Annotated in this window: 19 protein-coding genes; 15 read left to right on the top strand and 4 right to left on the bottom strand. The window is 72.5% G+C overall.

Features of this window, described 5'->3' with window-relative positions; all coding sequences use genetic code 11:
* Positions 1 to 25 precede the first annotated feature (25 nt).
* Both OCT49_RS30800 and OCT49_RS30805 read left to right on the top strand, forming a co-directional pair.
* Positions 26 to 994, top strand: coding sequence for a GlxA family transcriptional regulator (locus OCT49_RS30800; protein WP_283855078.1), 969 nt, complete (start codon positions 26 to 28; stop codon positions 992 to 994).
* A 99-nt stretch (positions 995 to 1,093) separates the two neighbouring features.
* On the top strand, positions 1,094 to 1,729 hold the full coding sequence (locus OCT49_RS30805; protein WP_283855079.1) for a DJ-1/PfpI family protein: 636 nt from the start codon (positions 1,094 to 1,096) through the stop codon (positions 1,727 to 1,729).
* Positions 1,730 to 1,739: 10 nt separating this feature from the next.
* Here OCT49_RS30805 and OCT49_RS30810 read toward each other — a convergent pair whose 3' ends face one another.
* Positions 1,740 to 2,498: an enoyl-CoA hydratase/isomerase family protein gene (locus OCT49_RS30810; protein WP_283855080.1), complete on the bottom strand. Its 759-nt coding sequence runs from the start codon at positions 2,496 to 2,498 to the stop codon at positions 1,740 to 1,742.
* Positions 2,499 to 2,578: 80 nt separating this feature from the next.
* On the opposite strand from OCT49_RS30810, the gene OCT49_RS30815 reads away from it, so the two are divergent.
* Positions 2,579 to 3,241, top strand: a complete 663-nt coding sequence (locus OCT49_RS30815) for an HdeD family acid-resistance protein (RefSeq protein WP_283855081.1) — start codon at positions 2,579 to 2,581, stop codon at positions 3,239 to 3,241.
* A gap of 134 nt (positions 3,242 to 3,375) precedes the next feature.
* Complete coding sequence (locus OCT49_RS30820) at positions 3,376 to 3,831, top strand: ATP-binding protein (protein ID WP_283855082.1); 456 nt, start codon at positions 3,376 to 3,378, stop codon at positions 3,829 to 3,831.
* 27 nt (positions 3,832 to 3,858) lie between these two features.
* On the opposite strand, the gene idi is transcribed toward OCT49_RS30820, so the two are convergent.
* The 3 genes from idi to OCT49_RS30835 form a co-directional block, all read right to left on the bottom strand.
* A complete protein-coding gene (gene idi / locus OCT49_RS30825; RefSeq protein ID WP_283855083.1) occupies positions 3,859 to 4,452 on the bottom strand; it encodes an isopentenyl-diphosphate Delta-isomerase in 594 nt (197 codons plus the stop codon).
* A gap of 148 nt (positions 4,453 to 4,600) precedes the next feature.
* Entirely contained in the window at positions 4,601 to 5,869 is a 1,269-nt protein-coding gene (locus tag OCT49_RS30830) for a bifunctional class I SAM-dependent methyltransferase/N-acetyltransferase (protein WP_283855084.1), read from the bottom strand.
* A 264-nt stretch (positions 5,870 to 6,133) separates the two neighbouring features.
* Positions 6,134 to 7,072, bottom strand: coding sequence for a cation diffusion facilitator family transporter (locus OCT49_RS30835; RefSeq protein WP_283855085.1), 939 nt, complete (start codon positions 7,070 to 7,072; stop codon positions 6,134 to 6,136).
* Between the two features lie 520 nt (positions 7,073 to 7,592).
* On the opposite strand from OCT49_RS30835, the gene OCT49_RS30840 reads away from it, so the two are divergent.
* From OCT49_RS30840 to OCT49_RS30890, 11 genes are all read left to right on the top strand, one after another.
* Positions 7,593 to 9,362: a DUF5941 domain-containing protein gene (locus OCT49_RS30840; protein WP_283855995.1), complete on the top strand. Its 1,770-nt coding sequence runs from the start codon at positions 7,593 to 7,595 to the stop codon at positions 9,360 to 9,362.
* Positions 9,359 to 10,096, top strand: coding sequence for a phosphocholine cytidylyltransferase family protein (locus OCT49_RS30845; RefSeq protein ID WP_283855086.1), 738 nt, complete (start codon positions 9,359 to 9,361; stop codon positions 10,094 to 10,096). The genes OCT49_RS30840 and OCT49_RS30845 overlap by 4 nt, the downstream gene beginning before the upstream one ends.
* Positions 10,084 to 11,145 carry an iron-containing alcohol dehydrogenase family protein gene (locus OCT49_RS30850; RefSeq protein ID WP_283855087.1) on the top strand — a complete coding sequence of 354 codons (1,062 nt, stop codon included), beginning with the start codon at positions 10,084 to 10,086 and terminating at the stop codon, positions 11,143 to 11,145. Before OCT49_RS30845 ends, OCT49_RS30850 begins: the two co-directional genes overlap by 13 nt.
* Entirely contained in the window at positions 11,123 to 11,902 is a 780-nt protein-coding gene (locus OCT49_RS30855) for a CDP-alcohol phosphatidyltransferase family protein (protein ID WP_283855088.1), read from the top strand. Before OCT49_RS30850 ends, OCT49_RS30855 begins: the two co-directional genes overlap by 23 nt.
* A gap of 8 nt (positions 11,903 to 11,910) precedes the next feature.
* The gene (locus tag OCT49_RS30860; RefSeq protein WP_283855996.1) at positions 11,911 to 12,783 is read left to right on the top strand and encodes a glycosyltransferase family 2 protein; all 873 of its coding nucleotides are present in this window, start codon (positions 11,911 to 11,913) and stop codon (positions 12,781 to 12,783) included.
* A gap of 112 nt (positions 12,784 to 12,895) precedes the next feature.
* A complete protein-coding gene (locus OCT49_RS30865) occupies positions 12,896 to 13,825 on the top strand; it encodes an ABC transporter permease (protein ID WP_283855089.1) in 930 nt (309 codons plus the stop codon).
* Positions 13,818 to 14,603, top strand: a complete 786-nt coding sequence (locus OCT49_RS30870; RefSeq protein WP_283855090.1) for an ABC transporter ATP-binding protein — start codon at positions 13,818 to 13,820, stop codon at positions 14,601 to 14,603. The genes OCT49_RS30865 and OCT49_RS30870 overlap by 8 nt, the downstream gene beginning before the upstream one ends.
* 447 nt (positions 14,604 to 15,050) lie before the next feature.
* Positions 15,051 to 15,971, top strand: coding sequence for a squalene synthase HpnC (gene hpnC, locus OCT49_RS30875; protein ID WP_283855091.1), 921 nt, complete (start codon positions 15,051 to 15,053; stop codon positions 15,969 to 15,971).
* Between the two features lie 29 nt (positions 15,972 to 16,000).
* A complete protein-coding gene (hpnD, locus tag OCT49_RS30880; RefSeq protein WP_283855092.1) occupies positions 16,001 to 16,921 on the top strand; it encodes a presqualene diphosphate synthase HpnD in 921 nt (306 codons plus the stop codon).
* Positions 16,922 to 17,036: 115 nt separating this feature from the next.
* On the top strand, positions 17,037 to 18,425 hold the full coding sequence (gene hpnE / locus OCT49_RS30885) for a hydroxysqualene dehydroxylase HpnE (protein WP_283855093.1): 1,389 nt from the start codon (positions 17,037 to 17,039) through the stop codon (positions 18,423 to 18,425).
* Complete coding sequence (locus OCT49_RS30890) at positions 18,422 to 19,525, top strand: polyprenyl synthetase family protein (protein ID WP_283855094.1); 1,104 nt, start codon at positions 18,422 to 18,424, stop codon at positions 19,523 to 19,525. Before hpnE ends, OCT49_RS30890 begins: the two co-directional genes overlap by 4 nt.
* Positions 19,526 to 19,588 lie beyond the last annotated feature (63 nt).

Raw genomic sequence — 19,588 nt, forward strand, 5'->3', positions numbered from 1 at the left:
CCCGACGCCGCCCAGGATGGCGGACATGCCGCAGCAATCCGTGCTCGTCGTCCTGTACGACGGCGTCCAGAGCCTCGACGTGACCGGACCGATGGAGGTCTTCGCCGGGGCCTCCCACTTCCCCGGGGCCGGGTACGAGCTGCGCACCGCCTCGCTCGACGGCGCCCCGGTCCGTACGAGCAGCGGCCTGCTCCTGGTCCCGGACGGCGACCTCGCCGGCGCGCGGGTGCCGCACACCTTGCTGGTACCGGGCGGCGAGGGCGCCCGCACCCCCGCCCCGGCACTCGTCGACTGGCTGCGGGACCATGCCCCGCGGGCCGAACGCCTCGTCTCCGTCTGCACGGGGGCGCTGCTGCTCGCCGAGGCCGGACTGCTGGACGGACACCGGGTGGCCACGCACTGGACGGTCTGCGACCACCTCGCCCGCACCCACCCGGCCGTCGAGGTCGACCCGGACCCGATCTTCGTACGGGACGGCCGGCTGGCCACCTCCGCCGGGGTCACCGCGGGCATCGACCTCGCCCTCGCACTCGTCGAGGAGGACCGGGGCCGGGAGATCGCCCTCACCATCGCCCGTCACCTCGTGGTCTTCCTGCGCAGGCCCGGCAACCAGGCGCAGTTCAGTGCCCAGCTCACCGCCCAGACCGCCCGGCGCGAACCGCTGCGCGAGGTCCAGCGGTGGATCAGCGAGCACCCGGACGAGGACCTCTCGATCGGCGCGCTCGCCGCCCGCGCCCGGCTCTCGCCCCGCCACTTCGCCCGCGCCTTCCGGGCCGAGACGGGCCTGACCCCGGGCCGCTACGTCGAACGCGTACGGCTCGAACAGGCCCGTCGGCTGCTGGAGGACACCACCGACGGGGTCCTCGGCATCTCGCGCGCCTGCGGCTACGGCACCCCGGAGGCCATGCGCCGCGCCTTCGTCAAGGCCCTGGGCACCGCCCCCGCCGAATACCGCAGACGCTTCCGCGCCCACCCCGCCGCCGTCGACCGGTGACCACCGACCACCGGCCTGCCGGCCCCGATTGACCACCGGCCTCCCGCCGACCCCTGACCACCGGCATCCCGCCGGTGGCCGGCCTCCGAAAGGATTCCCATGCAGATCGCGATCGTCCTCTACGACCGCTTCACCGCGCTCGACGCGGTGGGACCCCACGAAACGCTCGCCCGCATCCCCGGCGGCGAGATCGTGTTCGTCGCCGAACGGCCCGGCCCCGTGCGCAACGACACCGGAAGCCTCACGCTCGTCGTCGACCGGACCTTCGCCGACGTCCCGGCCCCGGACGTGGTGATCGTGCCCGGCGGCCCCGGCCAGCAGGACCAGATGGAGAACGAGGTGCTGCTCGACTGGCTGCGCGCCGCCGACGCCACCAGCACCTGGACCACCTCGGTCTGCACCGGTTCGCTGCTGCTCGCCGCGGCCGGGCTGCTGGCGGGGCGCCGCGCCACCTCGCACTGGCTCCTGCTGGACGCGCTGAAGGCCTTCGGCGCCGAGCCGACCGGCGAGCGCGTCGTCATCGACGGCAAGTACGCCACGGCGGCCGGGGTCTCCTCCGGCATCGACATGGGGCTCACCCTGCTCGGCCGGATCAAGGGCGACGAGCACGCCATGGCCGTACAGCTGCTGACCGAGTACGACCCGCAGCCGCCGTACGACGCGGGCTCGCCGGACAAGGCCCCGGCGGCCCTGGTCGAGGAGTTCCGCGCCCAGCGCCACTACCTGTTCCGGTAGGGGCGGGCCGTCACGCCCCGGTCGTCCAGGTGAAGCGGGGCGCGCGCCGCTCCAGGAAGGCGGCGACACCCTCCGCGGTGTCGTCGCTGCGGCGCGCCTGCTCCGCCCAGTACGCGTCCCGGTCCTCGCGTCCGGCGGCGAACTCCTTCGCCGCCGCCTGGGTCAGCTGCGAACGTGCCGCCAGGGTCGCCGTGTACGCCCCGACCCGCTCGTCCAGCCCGTCGGCCGGCAGCACCTCGTCCACCAGCCCGGTCCGCAGCGCCCGCGCGGTGTCGATCAGCTCGCCGGAGAACAGCAGGTGCTTCGTCGCGGCCGGGCCCATCAGCGCCACCAGCCGCCGGGTCGACGAGGCGGGGTACACGATGCCGAGCTTGGCCGGGGTGACCCCGAAGGACGCGCCCTCGGCCGCGAACCGCAGGTCGCAGGCGGCCGCGAGCTGGCTGCCGCCGCCCACGCAGTAGCCCCGGACCACCGCCAGGGTCGGCCGGGGGAACGCGGCCAGCGCCTCCTCGGCGGCCACGGCGAGCGCCTGCGGATCGCCCGACCCCTCCCGGAGCGAGGAGATGTCCGCGCCGGCGCAGAAGGTGTCCCCGGCGCCGGTCAGCACCAGCACCCGGACCGCCGGGTCGGCCGCCAGCCGCTCCAGCAGGACGGGCAGCGCGCTCCACATCGCGGCCGTCATCGCGTTGCGCTTCGCGGGATGGGTGATGACGACGGTGGCGACGCCGTTCGCGACGGCGTGCTCCAGCCGGGGTTCCGTGCGGTCCATGCGCCGGATGCTATCCGTACGGTTCGAACCTATGATCAAGAAGGGGTCGCCGACCAGGCACGCACCGTGAGGAGCTTCCCATGGCCGATCCCGCAACCGAGGGCCGGAGGCTGCGCCGCAGCTTCGGCCGGCTCGCCGTCCTGGGCGCACTGCTCGTCGTGGCCGGTCTGGTGGGCCTGGTGTACACCGGCCTCGCGACGCTGACCTCGATGCTCCTGTTCGGCTGGCTGCTGCTGATCGGCGGCTTCGTCGGGCTGCTGCACGCCATCGACTCCCGGGGCACCAACTACTTCTGGCTCGGCGTCGTGGTGGCCGCGCTGAACATCGCCGCCGGGGTCGTCGTCATCCGCCACCCGCAGGGCACGGCCGAGGCGCTGACCATGTTCGCCGCACTGCTCTTCCTGACCGGAGGGGTGTTCCGCCTGGTGGGCAGCGTCGTGGTGCGCGGCCCGCAGTTCGGCTGGACGCTCCTGCAAGGGGTCTTCGGACTGCTGCTGGGGCTGCTGGTGCTCTTCGACTGGCCGCACAGCAGCCTCTACGTCCTGGGGCTCTTCTTCTCGCTGGCGCTGCTCTTCGACGGGCTCGGCCTGCTCGCGATGGGACTGGGCGGCCGCCGCGTCGTCTCCATGGTCTCGAATTCCATGACCCCGGATTCCGTGACCTCGGAGCGGTCGGAACGGAGGGTGACCGGGGAACCGTCGGCCTCACCGTCGGAAGAGCGAGGCAAGTGGTCGAAGGAGTGATCCTTTCGGTCTTGTCCGGTCAAAAGCCTTCAATAGAAGTCGACTTGTGTGCAGTAGCACGGCTCGGGCCGACTACGCCCCGCACTCTGTACCCGACGTGCAGTCACCATCGAGTGGAGAGCGGGTACCGGACTATGGAGAGCCGCGGGAGTGTCCCCGCCCGGCCCGTGCCGTACGAGGGAGTCTGGCGGTTCACCGCCCCGGCCGTGGACGTCTCCGTACCGCAGGCCCGGCGCGCGGTGCGCGACCTGCTGAACCGCCAGGGCGTGCCGGTGGACGACGACATCGCCGAGGGGCTGCTGCTCATCGTCTCCGAACTGGTCACCAACGTGGTGAAGCACGCCGCGTTGCTCTCGCCGGAGTTCGCCGTCGAGGTGGCCGTCGGCGAGGAGTGGGTCCGGGTCTCCGTCGAGGACAACCACCCCTACCGCCCGACGGCCCTGGAGACGGACCACGGGCAGACCGGCGGGCGGGGCCTGCTGCTGGTCCGGGAGATCACCCGGGAGGCGGGCGGAGCCTGCGATGTGGGGCACACCGCAGGCGGCGGGAAGATCATCTGGGCGGCCCTGCCGCTGAGCACGCGGCCCTGACCGCCCGTCCCCGGCACGGTCCGCCCGTCACCAGCCGGCGGACGGTCCGGTCAGCTCCCTGATCGCCGGACGCGCGGCGTCCAGCACCGTCATGAACCAGGCCGAGAACGGCGACCGGGCGTGCCGCTCGACGAGTTCGTCGGCGGTGACGAACGCGGTCTCGCCGATCTCCTCCGGGTCGGGCCGCGGCAGGTCCTGCACCATTCCCACGAAGAGGTGGTTGAACTCCTGCTCCACCAGACCGGAGGCCGGGTCGGGGTGGGTGTAGCGGACCGTGCCCGCCTCGGCCAGCAGCGAGGGGGAGACCCCCAGCTCCTCGTACGTGCGCCGGGCGGCGGCGGCGAAGGGTGCCTCACCGGGGTAGGGGTGGCCGCAGCAGGTGTTCGACCAGACGCCGGGGGAGTGGTACTTGCCGAGCGCGCGGCGCTGCAGCAGCAGCCGGCCCCGCTCGTCGAAGAGGAACACGGAGAAGGCGCGGTGCAGTTGGCCGGGCGGCTGATGGGCGGTGAGCTTCTCCTCCGTGCCGATGGTGGTGCCGTTCTCGTCGACCAGTTCGAGCATGATCGCTTCTGCGGTGCCGTTCGACGAGCTGTTCGCCGAGGGGGCTGGTGTGGTCGGCATACCCATCCTTCGCTGTGGTCCCGGCCCCGTGCGCCGGTCCCGTCGAGTCCGGTCAAGTCTGCCGTACAAAAGCCGCTTGTCCGCACTTCGGGGTCTGGCATGTCCGGCCCCGCCGCACCGGCGGGGTGCGACGGGGCCGGACGGTGCCTCAGACGCCGAAGGCGGCCGGGTAGCGGATCGTGCCCCGCGGTACCGGCACGGACCCGTCGAGGACCAGGGCCATCATCGCCTCGTCGGGCACGTCGAAGCCCGGCCGGATCCCGTACCGCGACGCCGGCACGAAGCCGAACGCCGGGTAGTACTCGGGGTGTCCGAGCACCAGGACGAGTGCCTCGCCGCGCAGCCTGGCCGCGTCCAGCACCGCCCGCACCGCGGCCCGGCCCGCCCCCTGCCGCTGACGGTCCGGGGCCGTCGCCACCGGGGCCAGCGCCAGGGCCGGGGCGTCACCGACCCGGCACCGGGTCAGCAGCGCGTACGCGACCACGTCCCCGTCCGGGCCGTCCGTCACGACGTGGCCGAGTTCCGGCAGCCAGGCCGCCGGATCACCGCGCAGCGCGTCCACGAGCGCGGCCTCGTCCGGGGTGGGGAACGCCGCCGCGTTGACCGCGAACACGGCGGCCCGGTCCGCCGAGGTCTCCGGCCTGGCCGGCCACCGGGGATCGACGGGACGCAGCACGTGGCCGGCGTAGCCGTACTCCGTGCCGTGGTCGCGCCGCACCGCCAGCTCCTCACGGGTGGCCGCGAGCGCCCACTCCATGCCTGGGGCCGACGGGTCCGCGGTCTCGACGCGCGCGGCGAGCGGGACGTAGTACTCGTCCCAGTCGCCGTCGGGCTGCACCAGCGTCCCCAGGACGTGGTAGCCGGCCGCCACCGCCGCCGCGGTGTTGGCCGCCAGGGGACGCAGCGGGGCCTGTCGGTCCCAGAAGGCGCGCGCCCCGGCCGTCGGGGCGTCGGTCGTCCAGACGCAGTCGGTGACGACGAGGGAGCCGCCCGGGGCGAGCAGCCGCTTCCAGTCCCGCAGCGCGGTGTCGAAGCCGATGTGGTACGCGGACCCCTCCGCCCAGACGAGGTCGAACGACCCGTCCGGGAAGTCGGGACCGGTCAGCTCGGCCATGTCGGCCCGCACGGTGCGGACCCGGTCGCCGAGCCCCCGGGTGTCGGCCGCCGCGCGCAGCTCGTCGAGGAACGGCTGGTGGAGGTCGACGGCGGTCACCTCGGCGTCGGCCTCCGCGGCGAGCAGCAGCGCGGCACGGCCGGGACCGCAGCCCAGGTCGAGCACGCGCGGGCGGCGCGGCAGCGGGCCGGCGAACTCCAGCAGGCGCCGGGTGGTGGCGTCGGAGCCGGGGCCCTGCCGGGGCAGGCCGTGGTGCAGGGAGAAGAACGCCTCGATACGGACGGCGTGATCGTTGTCGGTCAACGTGGGAACCCTTGTGTGTGAGGGCTCCGGCCAACGGTGTCGACCCGGTGCGAGTCGGGGCGCTAGCCGAGAACCCGGGAGTTGAGGAAGAACCGGATGCTGCGCCGGGAAGGCGCCGTCGCGACGGTCATCAACCTCAGCTCCTCTCTTCGAGAGGCCCTCCACAGGGACTCTCTTCGCGGGCTCTCTTCGTGGGCTCTCGTCACCGAGTGCGGGAGGCTCGAACGCCTCTGCGAGCACTTTACACCGGCCCCGGGCGGGGGCTCAGTGGCAGAACCCGGCCTCGTGCTCGGCGTGGCCGCTCGGCTCCAGCTGGAACGTGCAGTGCTCCACGTCGAAGTGGCCCCCGAGGCAGCCCTGCAGTTCGTGGAGGAGCTTCTCGTGCCCGACCGAGTCGAGCGCGTCCTGGCTCACCACCACATGGGCGGAGAGCACCGGCATCCCCGAAGTGATCGTCCACGCGTGCAGGTCGTGGACGTCCAGCACCCCGGGCAGGGCGATGATGTGGGCCCGCACCTCGGCCATGTCCACGCCCTTGGGCGCCGACTCCAGCAGGACGTCGAGCGTCTCCCGGAACAGCTTCACGGTACGGGGGACGATCATCAGGCCGATCACCAGCGAGGCGATCGGGTCGGCGGCCTGCCAGCCGGTGGCCAGGATGATTCCCGCCGAGACCAGCACGGTCAGCGAGCCGAGCGTGTCCGCGAGCACCTCCAGATAGGCGCCGCGCACGTTGAGGCTCTCCTTCTGCCCGCGCATCAGCAGCGACAGCGAGACGATGTTGGCGAGCATGCCGACGAGGGCGAAGACGATGGCCATCCCGCTCCTGGTCTCGGCCGGGGTGATGAAGCGCTCGACGGCCTCGAAGAGCAGGAAGCCGCCCACCCCGAGCAGCAGCAGACAGTTGGCCAGGGCGGCCAGGATCTCGGCGCGGGCGTAGCCGAAGGTGCGGTTGAGCCCGGCCGGCCGGTTGGCGAAGTGGATCGCCAGCAGTGCCATGCCCAGCCCCAGGGCGTCGGTCGCCATGTGGGCCGCGTCGGCGATCAGGGCGAGCGAGCCGGAGAGCACCCCGCCGACGATCTCCACGGCCATCACGGTGAGTGTGATGCAGAGCGCGATCCGCAACCGCCCCCGGTGGGCGGCGGCCGCCGTACCGGTCGTCGGCCCGCCGTGCGTGTGTCCGTGGTCGTGCCCTGCCCCCATGGGAAACGCCTTCCGCTCGTCTCGTCGGTCCGGCCCCCGATCGGGGGCCGGGCACTGCCAGTGAACTACGGGTGGGGGGTATGTGGCAACACGGTACTGAACACCGTTGTCATATGCTCTGACCTGCGGAAATGCTCGCAGGTCAGGGCGGTGGGAAGAGTTCCGACGGGGCGCTGCCGAGGACCGGGTGCCCCGCCCGGGAGCCCCTCCCCGAGGTCGCGCCGCGCTGCCGGCGGCCCGGGGCGACGAGGCGTTGCGACGAGGCGTTTTTGTCAGGCGGGGCGGGGATCGACGATGATGATCGCGGGCGTGCCGCATGATGCCGGTCAGCCCCGAACGGAGCACAAACGGTCGGTGAACTCGCGCTTCCGTTCATCCGATAGCCTCTGCCGACGTGCCGCCGGTCCACATCAGGACCGCACTGTCGCGCGCCGACCCCGTCAGCACCAAGGAGTGAGTTCGTCTGTCGACCGCCATCCTCACCGGTGCACCGGTACCCGGGTCGTCGCTCGCGGACGATCTGCGGTCCCTGGGCTTCGACGTCCGGGTCGCCGCCGATGCGGCCGAGGCCGCACGGCTGATCTCGGCCGTCCCCGCCGACCACCGCGTCGCACTGGTCGATCCCGGTTTCGTGGGCCACGTCCACGCCCTCCGGCTCGGACTGACCGACCCGCGCTTCCCCGCCGCCGCCGTGCCCGGCGCGCTCACCGCCCAGCCCGAGGCGCGCCCCGCGCTCGTCCGGGCCCTGGACACCGAAACCGCCGCCGTCGGCGCGGGCGTCCCCGCGGGCGCGCCCGGCGCCCCGGTCACCGACCCCACCGTGCCGGGCCGCCTCGCCGCCGCCATGGACGCCGGGGGCACCGAGGTGCGGCGCCCCGAGCTGGGCTCGCTGGTCGCCGCCGTACCGAGGGACGACGCCACGCGCGCCGAGGCGGAGCGCGCCCTCGTCTCGGTCGACGACGAGGCGGTGCGGCTGCGCAGCGCGGTGAAGGCGCACGACGGCTTCTTCACCACCTTCTTCATCAGCCCGTACTCCCGCTACATCGCCCGCTGGTGCGCCCGCCGCGGCCTCACGCCGAACCAGGTCACCACCGCCTCCCTGCTGACCGCGCTGATCGCGGCCGGCAGCGCGGCGACCGGCACCCGGGGCGGCTACGTCGCCGCCGGGGTGCTGCTGCTCCTGTCCTTCGTCCTGGACTGCACCGACGGGCAGCTCGCCCGCTACTCGCTGCAGTACTCGACGATGGGCGCCTGGCTCGACGCCACCTTCGACCGGGCCAAGGAGTACGCCTACTACGCGGGTCTCGCCCTCGGTGCCGCCCGGGGCGGCGACGACGTATGGGCGCTCGCCCTGGGCGCGATGGTGCTCCAGGCCTGCCGGCACGTGATCGACTTCTCGTTCAACGAGGCCAACCACGACGCGGTGGCCAATTCGAGCCCCACGGCGGCGCTGTCCACCAAGCTCGACAGCGTCGGCTGGACGGTCTGGGTGCGCCGGATGATCGTGCTGCCGATCGGCGAGCGCTGGGCGATGATCGCGGTCCTCACCGCGGTGACCACCCCCCGGATCGTCTTCTACGCCCTGCTCGTCGGCTGCTCCTTCGCCGCCTGCTACACCACCGCGGGCCGGCTGCTGCGCTCGCTGACCCGCAGGGCGAAGCGCACCGACCGCGCCGCCCGGGCCCTCGCGGACCTCGCCGACTCCGGACCGCTCGCCGATACCGTCGCCGCGATCGGGCCCCGGCTCGGCGGCAGCTGGAGCGCCCCCGTCACGGCGCTGCTCGCCGGGGCGCTCATGATCGCCTCCGCGCTCACCCAGCCCTTCGGCAGCTGGCACACCATCCTGGCCGCGGTGGTCTACGCGATGCTCTCCGGCATGGCCGTCTCCCGCCCGCTCAAGGGCGCCCTCGACTGGCTCGTGCCCCCGGCGTTCAGGGCGGCGGAGTACTGCACCGTCCTGGTCCTCGCCGCCCGCAGCGACGTCCCGGGGGCGCTTCCCGCGGCCTTCGGGCTGGTCTCGGCCGTCGCCTACCATCACTACGACACGGTGTACCGCATCCGCGGCGGCACCGGTGCGCCGCCCCGGTGGCTGGTCCGCACCATCGGCGGGCACGAGGGCCGCACCCTGGTGGTGACCGTGTTCGCCGCCCTGTTCACCCGGCACTCGACCTTCACCACGGCACTCACCGCGCTCGCCGTGGCCGTGGCCCTGGTGGTGCTCGTGGAGTCCATCCGCTTCTGGGTGTCCTCAGGCGCACCCGCCGTTCACGACGAAGGAGAACCCGCATGATCGGCCTCGTACTGGCAGCCGGTGCAGGACGGCGTCTGCGCCCCTACACCGACACGCTCCCGAAGGCCCTCGTGCCCGTGGACGGCGAGAAGACGGTCCTGGACCTGACGCTGGCCAACTTCGCGGAGATCGGCCTCACCGAGGTCGCCGTCGTCGTCGGCTACCGCAAGGAGGCGGTGTACGCCCGCAAGGCCGAGTTCGAGGCGAAGTACGGCGTGACCCTCACCCTGATCGACAACGACAAGGCCGAGGAGTGGAACAACGCCTACTCCCTGTGGTGCGCCCGTGAGGTCCTGGGACGCGGCGTCATCCTGGCCAACGGCGACACCGTCCACCCCGCCTCCGTCGAGAAGACCCTGCTCGCCGCCCGCGGCGAGGGCCGGCGGATCATCCTCGCCCTCGACACGCTGAAGCAGCTGGCGGACGAGGAGATGAAGGTCGTCACCGAGGACGGCAAGGGGGTGCGGCACATCACCAAGCTGATGGACCCGGCCACCGCGACCGGCGAGTACATCGGCGTCACCCTGATCGAGCCCGAGGCCGCCGCGGAGCTGGCCGACGCCCTGCGGACGACCTTCGAGCGCGACCCCGACCTCTACTACGAGGACGGCTACCAGGAGCTCGTGAACCGCGGCTTCACCATCGACGTGGCTCCCATCGGCGAGGTGGCGTGGGTGGAGATCGACAACCACGACGACCTCGCGAAGGGCCGTGAGATCGCGTGCCAGTACTGACCCGGCTCATCCCGTCCCCGGTCGTCGTCGACATCCGTCGCGGCGCCCTGGACGACCTGGCCGGTCTCCTCGCGGACCAGCGGATCTCCGCCTCCGGCAAGCTCGCCGTGGCGATCAGCGACGGGTCGGGGCGCGCCCTGCGCGAGCGGCTGGCCCCCGCGCTGCCCGGCGCCCACTGGTACCCGGTCACCGACGGCACCCTCGACTCGGCGGTCAAGCTGGCCGACGACATCAAGGGCAACCGGTACGACGCGGTGGTCGGCCTCGGCGGCGGCAAGATCGTCGACGTGGCCAAGTACGCCGCGGCGCGGGTCGGCCTGCCCATGGTCGCCGTGGCGACGAACCTCGCCCACGACGGCCTGTGCTCGCCGGTCGCGACCCTGGACAACGACAACGGCCGGGGCTCCTACGGGGTCCCCACCCCGATCGCCGTCGTCATCGACCTCGACACGGTCCGCCAGGCACCCGCCCGCTTCGTGCGCTCCGGCATCGGCGACGCGGTCTCCAACATCTCCTGCGTGGCCGACTGGGAGCTGGCCCACGAGATCACCGGCGAGGAGATCGACGGCCTGGCCGCCGCCATGGCCCGGCAGGCCGGCGAGGCCGTGCTGCGCCACCCCGGCGGGATCGGCGACGACGCCTTCCTGAAGGTGCTCGCCGAGGGCCTGGTGCTGACCGGCATATCGATGTCCGTCGCCGGGGACTCCCGGCCGGCCTCGGGCGCCTGCCACGAGATCAACCACGCCTTCGACCTGCTCCACCCCCGGCGCGCGGCCAGCCACGGCGAGCAGGTCGGCCTCGGCGCCGGCTTCGCGATGTGGCTGCGGGGCGCCCACGAGGAGTCGCTCCTCATGGCGAGGACCCTGCGCCGGCACGGGCTGCCGGTCCTGCCCGAGGAGATCGGGTTCACCACCGAGGAGTTCGTCCGGGTCGTCGAGTACGCCCCGCAGACCCGCCCCGGGCGCTTCACGATCCTGGAACACCTCAACCTGTCCACCGACCAGATCAGGGACGCGTACGCCGACTATGCAAAAGCCATCCATAGCTGAACTCCGTCCGGTCGTGCACCCGCCGGGCGTGAAGGACCGGCGCAGCGGCGAGCACTGGGCCGGTCGGCTCTACATGCGCGAGATCTCGCTGCGCATCGACCGGCACCTGGTGAACACCCGGGTCACCCCCAACCAGCTGACCTACCTGATGACCGTCGCGGGTGTGCTCGCCGCCCCCGCCCTGCTCGTCCCGGGCATCCCCGGCGCGCTGCTCGGGGTCCTCATGGTCCAGCTCTACCTGCTGCTCGACTGCGTCGACGGCGAGATCGCCCGCTGGAAGAAGCAGTTCTCGCTGGGCGGGGTCTACCTGGACCGGGTCGGCGCGTACCTCTGCGACGCGGCCGTGCTGGTCGGCTTCGGCCTGCGCGCCGCCGACCTGTGGGGCTCCGGGCGGATCGACTGGCTGTGGGCCTTCCTGGGCACGCTCGCCGCCCTCGGCGCGATCCTGATCAAGGCCGAGACCGACCTCGTCGGGGTCGCCCGCCACCAGGGCGGCCTGCCGCCCGTCAAGGAGTCCGCGTCCGAGCCGCGCTCGTCCGGCATGGCGCTCGCCCGCCGGGCCGCCGGCGCGCTCAAGTTCCACCGGCTGATCCTCGGGGTCGAGGCGTCGCTGGTGATCCTGGCGGCGGCCGTCCTCGACGCGGTCAGGGACGACCTGTTCTTCAGCCGTCTGATGGTCGCGGTGCTGGCCGGCATCGCGCTGCTGCAGACCCTCCTGCACCTCGTGTCGATCCTGGCGTCGAGCAGGCTGAAGTGAGCACCCCCATGAAGATCGGCGCGGTCGTCATCACGATGGGCAACCGCCCGGACGAGCTCCGCGCCCTCCTCGACTCGGTCGTCCGCCAGGAGGGCGACCGGATCGAGGTGGTGGTCGTCGGCAACGGCGCCCCCGTCCCGGAGGTCCCCGCCGGGGTGCGCACCGTCGAGCTGCCGGAGAACCTCGGCATCCCCGGCGGCCGCAACGTCGGGATCGAGGCCTTCGGCCCGTCCGGCAGCGATGTGGACGTCCTGCTCTTCCTCGACGACGACGGACTGCTGCCGCTCACCGACACCGCCGAGCTGTGCCGCCGGGCGTTCGAGTCGGACCCCCGGCTGGGCATCGTCAGCTTCCGCATCGCCGACCCGGACACCGGGGTCACCCAGCGCCGCCACGTGCCGCGGCTGCGCGCCTCCGACCCGCTGCGCTCCTCCCGCGTGACGACCTTCCTGGGCGGCGCCAACGCCGTGCGCACCCGGGTCATCGCCGAGGTCGGACCGCTGCCCGGCCGGTTCTTCTACGCGCACGAGGAGACCGATCTCGCCTGGCGGGCCCTGGACGCCGGCTGGATGATCGACTACCGCGCGGACATGGTCCTCAACCACCCCACGACCGCCCCGTCGCGGCACGCGGTGTACCACCGCATGGTGGCCCGCAACCGGGTCTGGCTGGCCCGTCGCAATCTGCCCGCCCTCCTGATCCCCGTCTACCTCGGGGTGTGGCTGCTGCTGACCCTGCTGCGCAGGCCCTCCGTCCCGGCGCTGAAGGCCTGGTTCGGCGGCTTCCGGGAGGGCTGGACCACCCCGTGCGGCACCCGCCGCCCCATGAAGTGGCGCACGGTGTGGCGGCTGACCCGGCTCGGCCGACCTCCCGTGATCTGAGAGGCTCTCCTTCTGAGAGCATGAGTCGTACGTTCGTTTTCCCTACGGGACCTGTCCGCTCCGAGCCGCGCCCGCGACTGGCTGCGCATCTTGAATACGAGAGTTTCATCTGGTGAGTGACACAACCCCTGATGGTGCGGTCGCACTGAGCACCCCGCCATCCGCCGACGACGGTCTGAGTCCGGCAGAGCTGGCCGCCAAGCACGGCCTCACGGTGAGCGGCGCCCGGCCGGGGCTCTTCGAGTACATCCGGCAGCTCTGGGGCCGGCGCCACTTCATCATGGCGTTCTCCAGGGCGAAGCTGACCGCCCAGTACAGTCAGGCGAAGCTGGGCCAGCTGTGGCAGGTGGCGACCCCGCTGCTCAACGCCCTGGTCTACTACTTGATCTTCGGACTGATCCTGGGCACCCGGAAGGGAATGACCCAGGAGGTCTTCATCCCGTTCCTGGTGACCGGGGTCTTCGTCTTCACCTTCACCCAGAGCTCGGTGATGGCGGGCGTGCGGGCGATCTCCGGCAACCTGGGCCTGGTCCGGGCGCTGCACTTCCCGCGTGCCTCGCTGCCCGTCTCGTTCTCGCTGCAGCAGCTCCAGCAACTGCTGTTCTCGATGATCGTGCTCGGGGTCGTGGCCGTGGTCTTCGGCAGCTACCCGAGCCTGTCCTGGCTGCTGATCATCCCGGCGCTGGCCATGCAGTTCGTCTTCAACACCGGCCTGGCGCTGATCATGGCCCGGCTCGGCAGCAAGACCCCCGACCTCGCCCAGCTGATGCCGTTCGTCATGCGGACCTGGATGTACGCCTCGGGCGTCATGTTCTCCATCCCGGTGATGCTCAAGGACAAGCCGGCCTGGATCGCCGACGTCCTCCAGTACAACCCGGCGGCCGTCTACATGGACCTGATCCGCTTCGCGCTGATCGACGGGTACGGCTCGGAGAACCTGCCGGCGCACGTCTGGATGGTGGCGCTGGCCTGGGCGCTCGTCGTCGGCGTGGTGGGCTTCGTGTACTTCTGGAAGGCAGAGGAACGGTACGGCCGTGGCTGACGACAAGACCCAGGGGCGCGTCCCCACCGTCATCGCCGACGATGTGCACATCGTCTACCGGGTGAACGGGGCGGGCGGCGGCAGGGGCAGCGCCACCGCGGCGCTGAGCCGGATACTGCGCCGCGGCAAGGGCGAGGCGCGCGGGGTGCGCAAGGTGCACGCCGTGCGCGGCGTCACCTTCACCGCCTACCGGGGCGAGGCGATCGGCCTCATCGGGACCAACGGCTCCGGCAAGTCCACGCTGCTGCGGGCCATCGCCGGTCTGCTGCCGACCGAGAAGGGCAAGGTCTACACCGACGGCCAGCCCTCCCTGCTCGGGGTGAACGCGGCGCTGATGAGCGACCTGACCGGGGAGCGCAACGTGGTGCTCGGCGGCCTCGCGATGGGCATGTCCCGCGAGGAGATCCGGGAGCGCTACCAGGGGATCGTCGACTTCTCCGGCATCAACGAGAAGGGCGACTTCATCACCCTGCCGATGCGCACCTACTCCTCCGGCATGTCCGCCCGGCTGCGCTTCTCCATCGCCGCCGCGAAGAACCACGACGTCCTCATGATCGACGAGGCGCTGGCGACCGGTGACCGCAAGTTCCAGATCCGCTCCGAGAAGCGGATCAGGGAGCTCCGCAAGGAGGCGGGCACCGTCTTCCTGGTCAGCCACAGCAACAAGTCCATCAGGGACACCTGCGACCGGGTCCTGTGGCTGGAAAAGGGCGAGCTGCTGATGGACGGCCCCACGGACGAGGTGCTCAAGGCGTACGAGCGCGAGACCGGGAAGTAGCCGCTCCCACGGGTCCGCGACGGCGCGGCGGCCTCTGCCGGAGGGTTCCGGCGGGGGCCGTCCCGCTGTCCGGATCATGGACGGCCGCCGTGGTTCTGCGCGCCCGGCGGTATGTCCGGGGCAAGATCTCCTACCGGCGGATGACGTCAATCCCGCTGGACGCGGGGAAGGTTGGCGGGGTGGGGGGTGCTCGCGCGAGGCGCCCCGCACCCCGCCGTATGGATGAGCCTTGTGCAACGTAAGCTGTACCGGTGCTGATTCGAGGCAAGTGGGGCGATACCGCCTGGCCGTACGGCTCGTAGGCAGCGCTCCGCACTCGGCAGAGCGGGCGGCGTGTCCGGAATGGGATGTTTTGGGTCAGCAGTGTAGAACGGGAGATGTGACGGCAATGACGGAAGATCTCCAGCTCCGAGGTGCTCACGCCGTCCCCGCACCGGGCGGCCGCCGGTGACCCTCACCCCGCAGGCGCCCCCCGGCACCACGGCGCCCGGCACCCTCGACAAGGCCGCCGACGAGAACTTCCCCGTGGCCCCCTTCTTCCTGCCCCGGGCCTGGCGGGACGACCTGATGGCCCTGTACGGCTTCGCCCGCCTCGTCGACGACATCGGCGACGGCGACCTCGCCGAGGGCGGGGCGGACGCCCGCCATCTCGGCCTGGACCCGGCGGCGGCCGACGACCGGCTCGCCGTGCTCGACGCCTTCGAGGCCGATCTCCACCGGGTCTTCGCCCCCACGGGCGACGGCCCCCGCCACCCCCTGCTGCGCGGGCTGCGCCCCACCGTGCGGCGCCGCGGACTCACCCCCGAACCCTTCCTCGGCCTCGTCGAGGCGAACCGGCAGGACCAGCGGGTCCGCCGCTACGGGACGTACGACGAGCTCCTCGCCTACTGCGAGCTGTCCGCCAACCCCGTCGGCCGGCTGGTCCTGCAGGTCACCGGGACCGCCGGCCCCGAACGCATCCGCCGTTCCGACGCCGTCTGCACGGCCCTGCAGATCATCGAGCACCTCCAGGACGTCACCGAGGACCTCGGCCGCGACCGGATCTACCTGCCCGCCGAGGACATGGCGCGGTTCCGCGTCGACGAGGCCGATCTGGCGGCCCCCTCGGGGAACGCGTCGGTGCGTTCCCTGGTCGCGTACGAGGCGGAACGCGCCCGGGAACTGCTGGACGAGGGCATCCCCCTGGTGGGCAGCGTGCACGGCAGGCTCAAGCTGCTCCTCGCCGGATTCGTGGGCGGAGGGCGCGCGGCCCTCGCCGCGATCACGGCCGCCGGGTTCGACGTACTGCCCGGCCCGCCCAAGCCCACCAGGCCCGGCCTGCTGCGCGAGGTGGGAGTTGTCCTGCGAAGAGCGCGTAGAGAGGGGTGAGCCGGACCGTGGAGGGCCAGACGACGTACATGTCGGCACCGGTACAGGCCGCATACGGTTACTGCGAGGCGGTCACCGGACAGCAGGCGCGCAACTTCGCGTACGGCATCAGACTGCTGCCGGCCGCGAAGCGACACGCCATGTCGGCGTTGTACGCCTTCTCCCGTCGGGTCGACGACATCGGTGACGGCGAGCTCGATCCGGAGACCAAGCGGACCCGGCTGGAGGGCACCCGCACCGTGCTGGAGCGGATCCGGGCCGGCGAGGTGGACGAGGACGACACCGATCCGGTGGCCGTCGCGCTCGCCGACGCCGCGCGCAGGTTCCCGCTCCCGCTCGGCGGGCTCGACGAACTGATCGACGGCGTGCTGATGGACGTGCGCGGAGCGACGTACGAGACCTGGGACGACCTCAAGGTCTACTGCCGCTGCGTCGCGGGCGCCATCGGCCGCCTCAGCCTCGGCGTCTTCGGCACGGCACCCGGCGCGCCGGGCACCGACCGGGCCGCGGAGTACGCCGACACGCTCGGCCTCGCGCTCCAGCTCACCAACATCCTGCGCGACGTCCGGGAGGACGCCGGCAACGGGCGCACGTACCTGCCCTCCGACGACCTCGCCAAGTTCGGCTGCTCGGCGGGGTTCCACCGGGCCACCCCGCCGCAGGGCGCCGACTTCGCGGGACTGGTCCACTTCGAGGTGCGCCGGGCCCGCACGCTGTTCGCCGAGGGCTACCGGCTGCTGCCCATGCTCGACCGGCGCAGCGGCGCGTGCGTCGCGGCCATGGCGGGCATCTACCGCAGACTGCTCGACCGGATCGAGCGCGACCCCGAGGCGGTCCTGCGCGGCCGGGTCTCGCTGCCCGGTCACGAGAAGGCGTACGTCGCGGTGCGCGGGCTGTCGGGCCTGGACGCCCGGTACGTCTCCCGGCGGACGGGCCGGGGGCGTTTCTGATGCGCCGTACGGAGAACTCGCGCACCATGTGCAGCACGGACACAATCGTTGAGCGGTCAACCCTCGGCGGTTCCGCCGCGTCCCTGACTGAAGTGACCCCACGAAAGGAGGACGCATGACGAACGGCCACCCGCGTTCCTCCCGCGCGGTCGTGATCGGGGGCGGACTCGCCGGCATCACCGCGGCGCTGCGCCTCGCCGACGCCGGGCTGGCGGTGACCCTCCTCGAAGGACGGCCCCGCCTCGGCGGCCTCGTCTTCTCCTTCCGGCGCGGCGAACTGACGATCGACAACGGCCAGCACGTCTACCTGCGCTGCTGCACCGCCTACCAGTGGTTCCTCGACCGGGTCGGCGGCGCCCGGCTGGCACCCTTGCAAAACCGTTTGGACGTGCCCGTTCTCGACGTCGCCCGCCCCTCGGGCCCCCGCCTGGGACGACTGCGCCGCAACGCCCTGCCGGTGCCGTTCCACCTCGCCGCCGGGCTCGCCGGCTACCCGCACCTCTCGCTCGCCGAACGGGCGGGCGTCGGGCGCGCCGCGCTGGCCCTCGGCCGCCTGGACCCGGACGACCCGGCGCTCGACACCGTGGACTTCGGCAGCTGGCTCGCCCGGCACGGCCAGTCGCCGCGCACCATCGAGGCCCTCTGGGACCTGGTCGGCGTCGCCACGCTCAACGCCACCGCGCCCCACTCCTCGCTGGCCCTCGCCGCGAAGGTGTTCAAGACCGGGCTGCTCTCCGACCCCGGCGCCGCCGACATCGGCTGGGCGGGCGTGCCCCTGGGCGAGATCCACGACAAGCTGGCCCGCGAGGCGCTCGACGCCGTCGGCGTACGTACCGAACTGCGCACCAAGGCCACCGCCATCACCCGTGCGGAGGACGGCGGTTGGACCGTCCACGTCGACGGCGAACGCATCGGGGCCGACACCGTCGTCCTCGCCGTCCCGCAGCGCGAGGCCCACGGACTGCTGCCCGACGGCGCGCTCGACGAACCGGACAAGCTCCTGGAGATCGGCACCTCGCCGATTCTCAACGTGCACGTCGTCTACGACCGCAAGGTGCTGCGCCGCCCCTTCTTCACCGCGCTCGGCTCCCCGGTCCAGTGGGTCTTCGACCGCACCGACGCCTCGGGCCTCACCGGCCCCGGCCAGTACCTCGCCCTGTCCCAGTCCGCCGCGCACGAGGAGATCGACCTCCCCGTCGCCGAACTGCGCAGGCGCTACCTGCCCGAGCTGGAGCGGCTCCTGCCGGCCGCCCGCGGGGCCGGCGTCCAGGACTTCTTCGTCACCCGGGAGCGCACGGCGACCTTCGCCCCCGCCCCCGGGGTCGGCCGGCTGAGACCCGGCGCCCCCACGCGCGCCCCCGGCCTGTGCCTGGCCGGAGCATGGACGGCCACCGGCTGGCCCGCGACGATGGAGGGCGCCGTGCGCAGTGGATTCAGCGCCGCGTCCGCCGCGTTGAGGGCGCTCGGCCGCTCCCATGAACATCCGCTGCAGGAGGCGGCATGAGCAGTACCACCGGAACAAGAGGAGAGTCAGTGACCCCGGCGAATCCGGCTTTCGACACCGTGGCCGACACCACGGACGTCACCGCGCTTCTGGAGCGCGGACGGGCCCTTTCCACGCCGGTGCTCCGGGCCGCCGTCGACCGGCTCGCACCGCCCATGGACACCGTCGCCGCCTATCACTTCGGCTGGATCGACGCCCAGGGACGGGCGGCCGAGGGCGACGGCGGCAAGGCCGTCCGCCCGGCGCTCGCCCTGCTGTCCGCGGAGGCGGCCGGCGCCGAGCCCGAGGCCGGGATCCCCGGCGCCGTGGCCGTCGAACTCGTGCACAACTTCTCGCTGCTGCACGACGACCTGATGGACGGCGACGAGCAGCGCCGGCACCGCGACACGGTCTGGAAGGTGCACGGCCCCGCCCAGGCGATCCTGGTCGGCGACGCGCTCTTCGCGCTCGCCAACGAGATCCTGCTGGAGCTCGGCACCGTCGAGGCGGGCCGCGCCACGCGCCGGCTGACCGCCGCCAGCCGCAAACTCATCGACGGACAGGCCCAGGACATCTCCTACGAGCACCGCGAGCGGGTCACCGTCGAGGAGTGCCTGGAGATGGAGGGCAACAAGACCGGCGCCCTGCTCGCCTGCGCCTGCTCCATCGGCGCGGTGCTCGGCGGCGCCGACGACCGCACCGCCGACACCCTGGAGGCGTACGGATACCACCTCGGCCTCGCCTTCCAGGCCGTCGACGACCTGCTCGGCATCTGGGGCGACCCCGGATCCACCGGCAAGCAGACCTGGAGCGACCTGCGCCAGCGCAAGAAGTCGCTGCCGGTGGTCGCCGCGCTCGCCGCGGACGGCCCGGCCTCGGAACGCCTGGGCGAACTGCTCGCGGCCGACGCCAAGAGCAGCGATTTCGACAGCTTCTCCGAAGAGGAGTTCGCCGCCCGCGCGGCACTCATCGAGGAGGCGGGCGGCCGCGAGTGGACCGCCCAGGAGGCCCGTCGACAGCACGCGGTCGCCATCGAGGCGCTGCACCGGGTCGACATGCCGCAGACCGTGCGGGCGCAGCTCACGGCGCTCGCGGACTTCGTCGTCGTACGAAAGAGATGATCGCCATCTGGTCCATATGAATCGCAGTCGCCGGCCGGTGCCCCGCGGGCACCGGCCGACGGA

This window comes from Streptomyces sp. ML-6, from assembly GCF_030116705.1.
Taxonomy (GTDB): Bacteria; Actinomycetota; Actinomycetes; order Streptomycetales; family Streptomycetaceae; genus Streptomyces.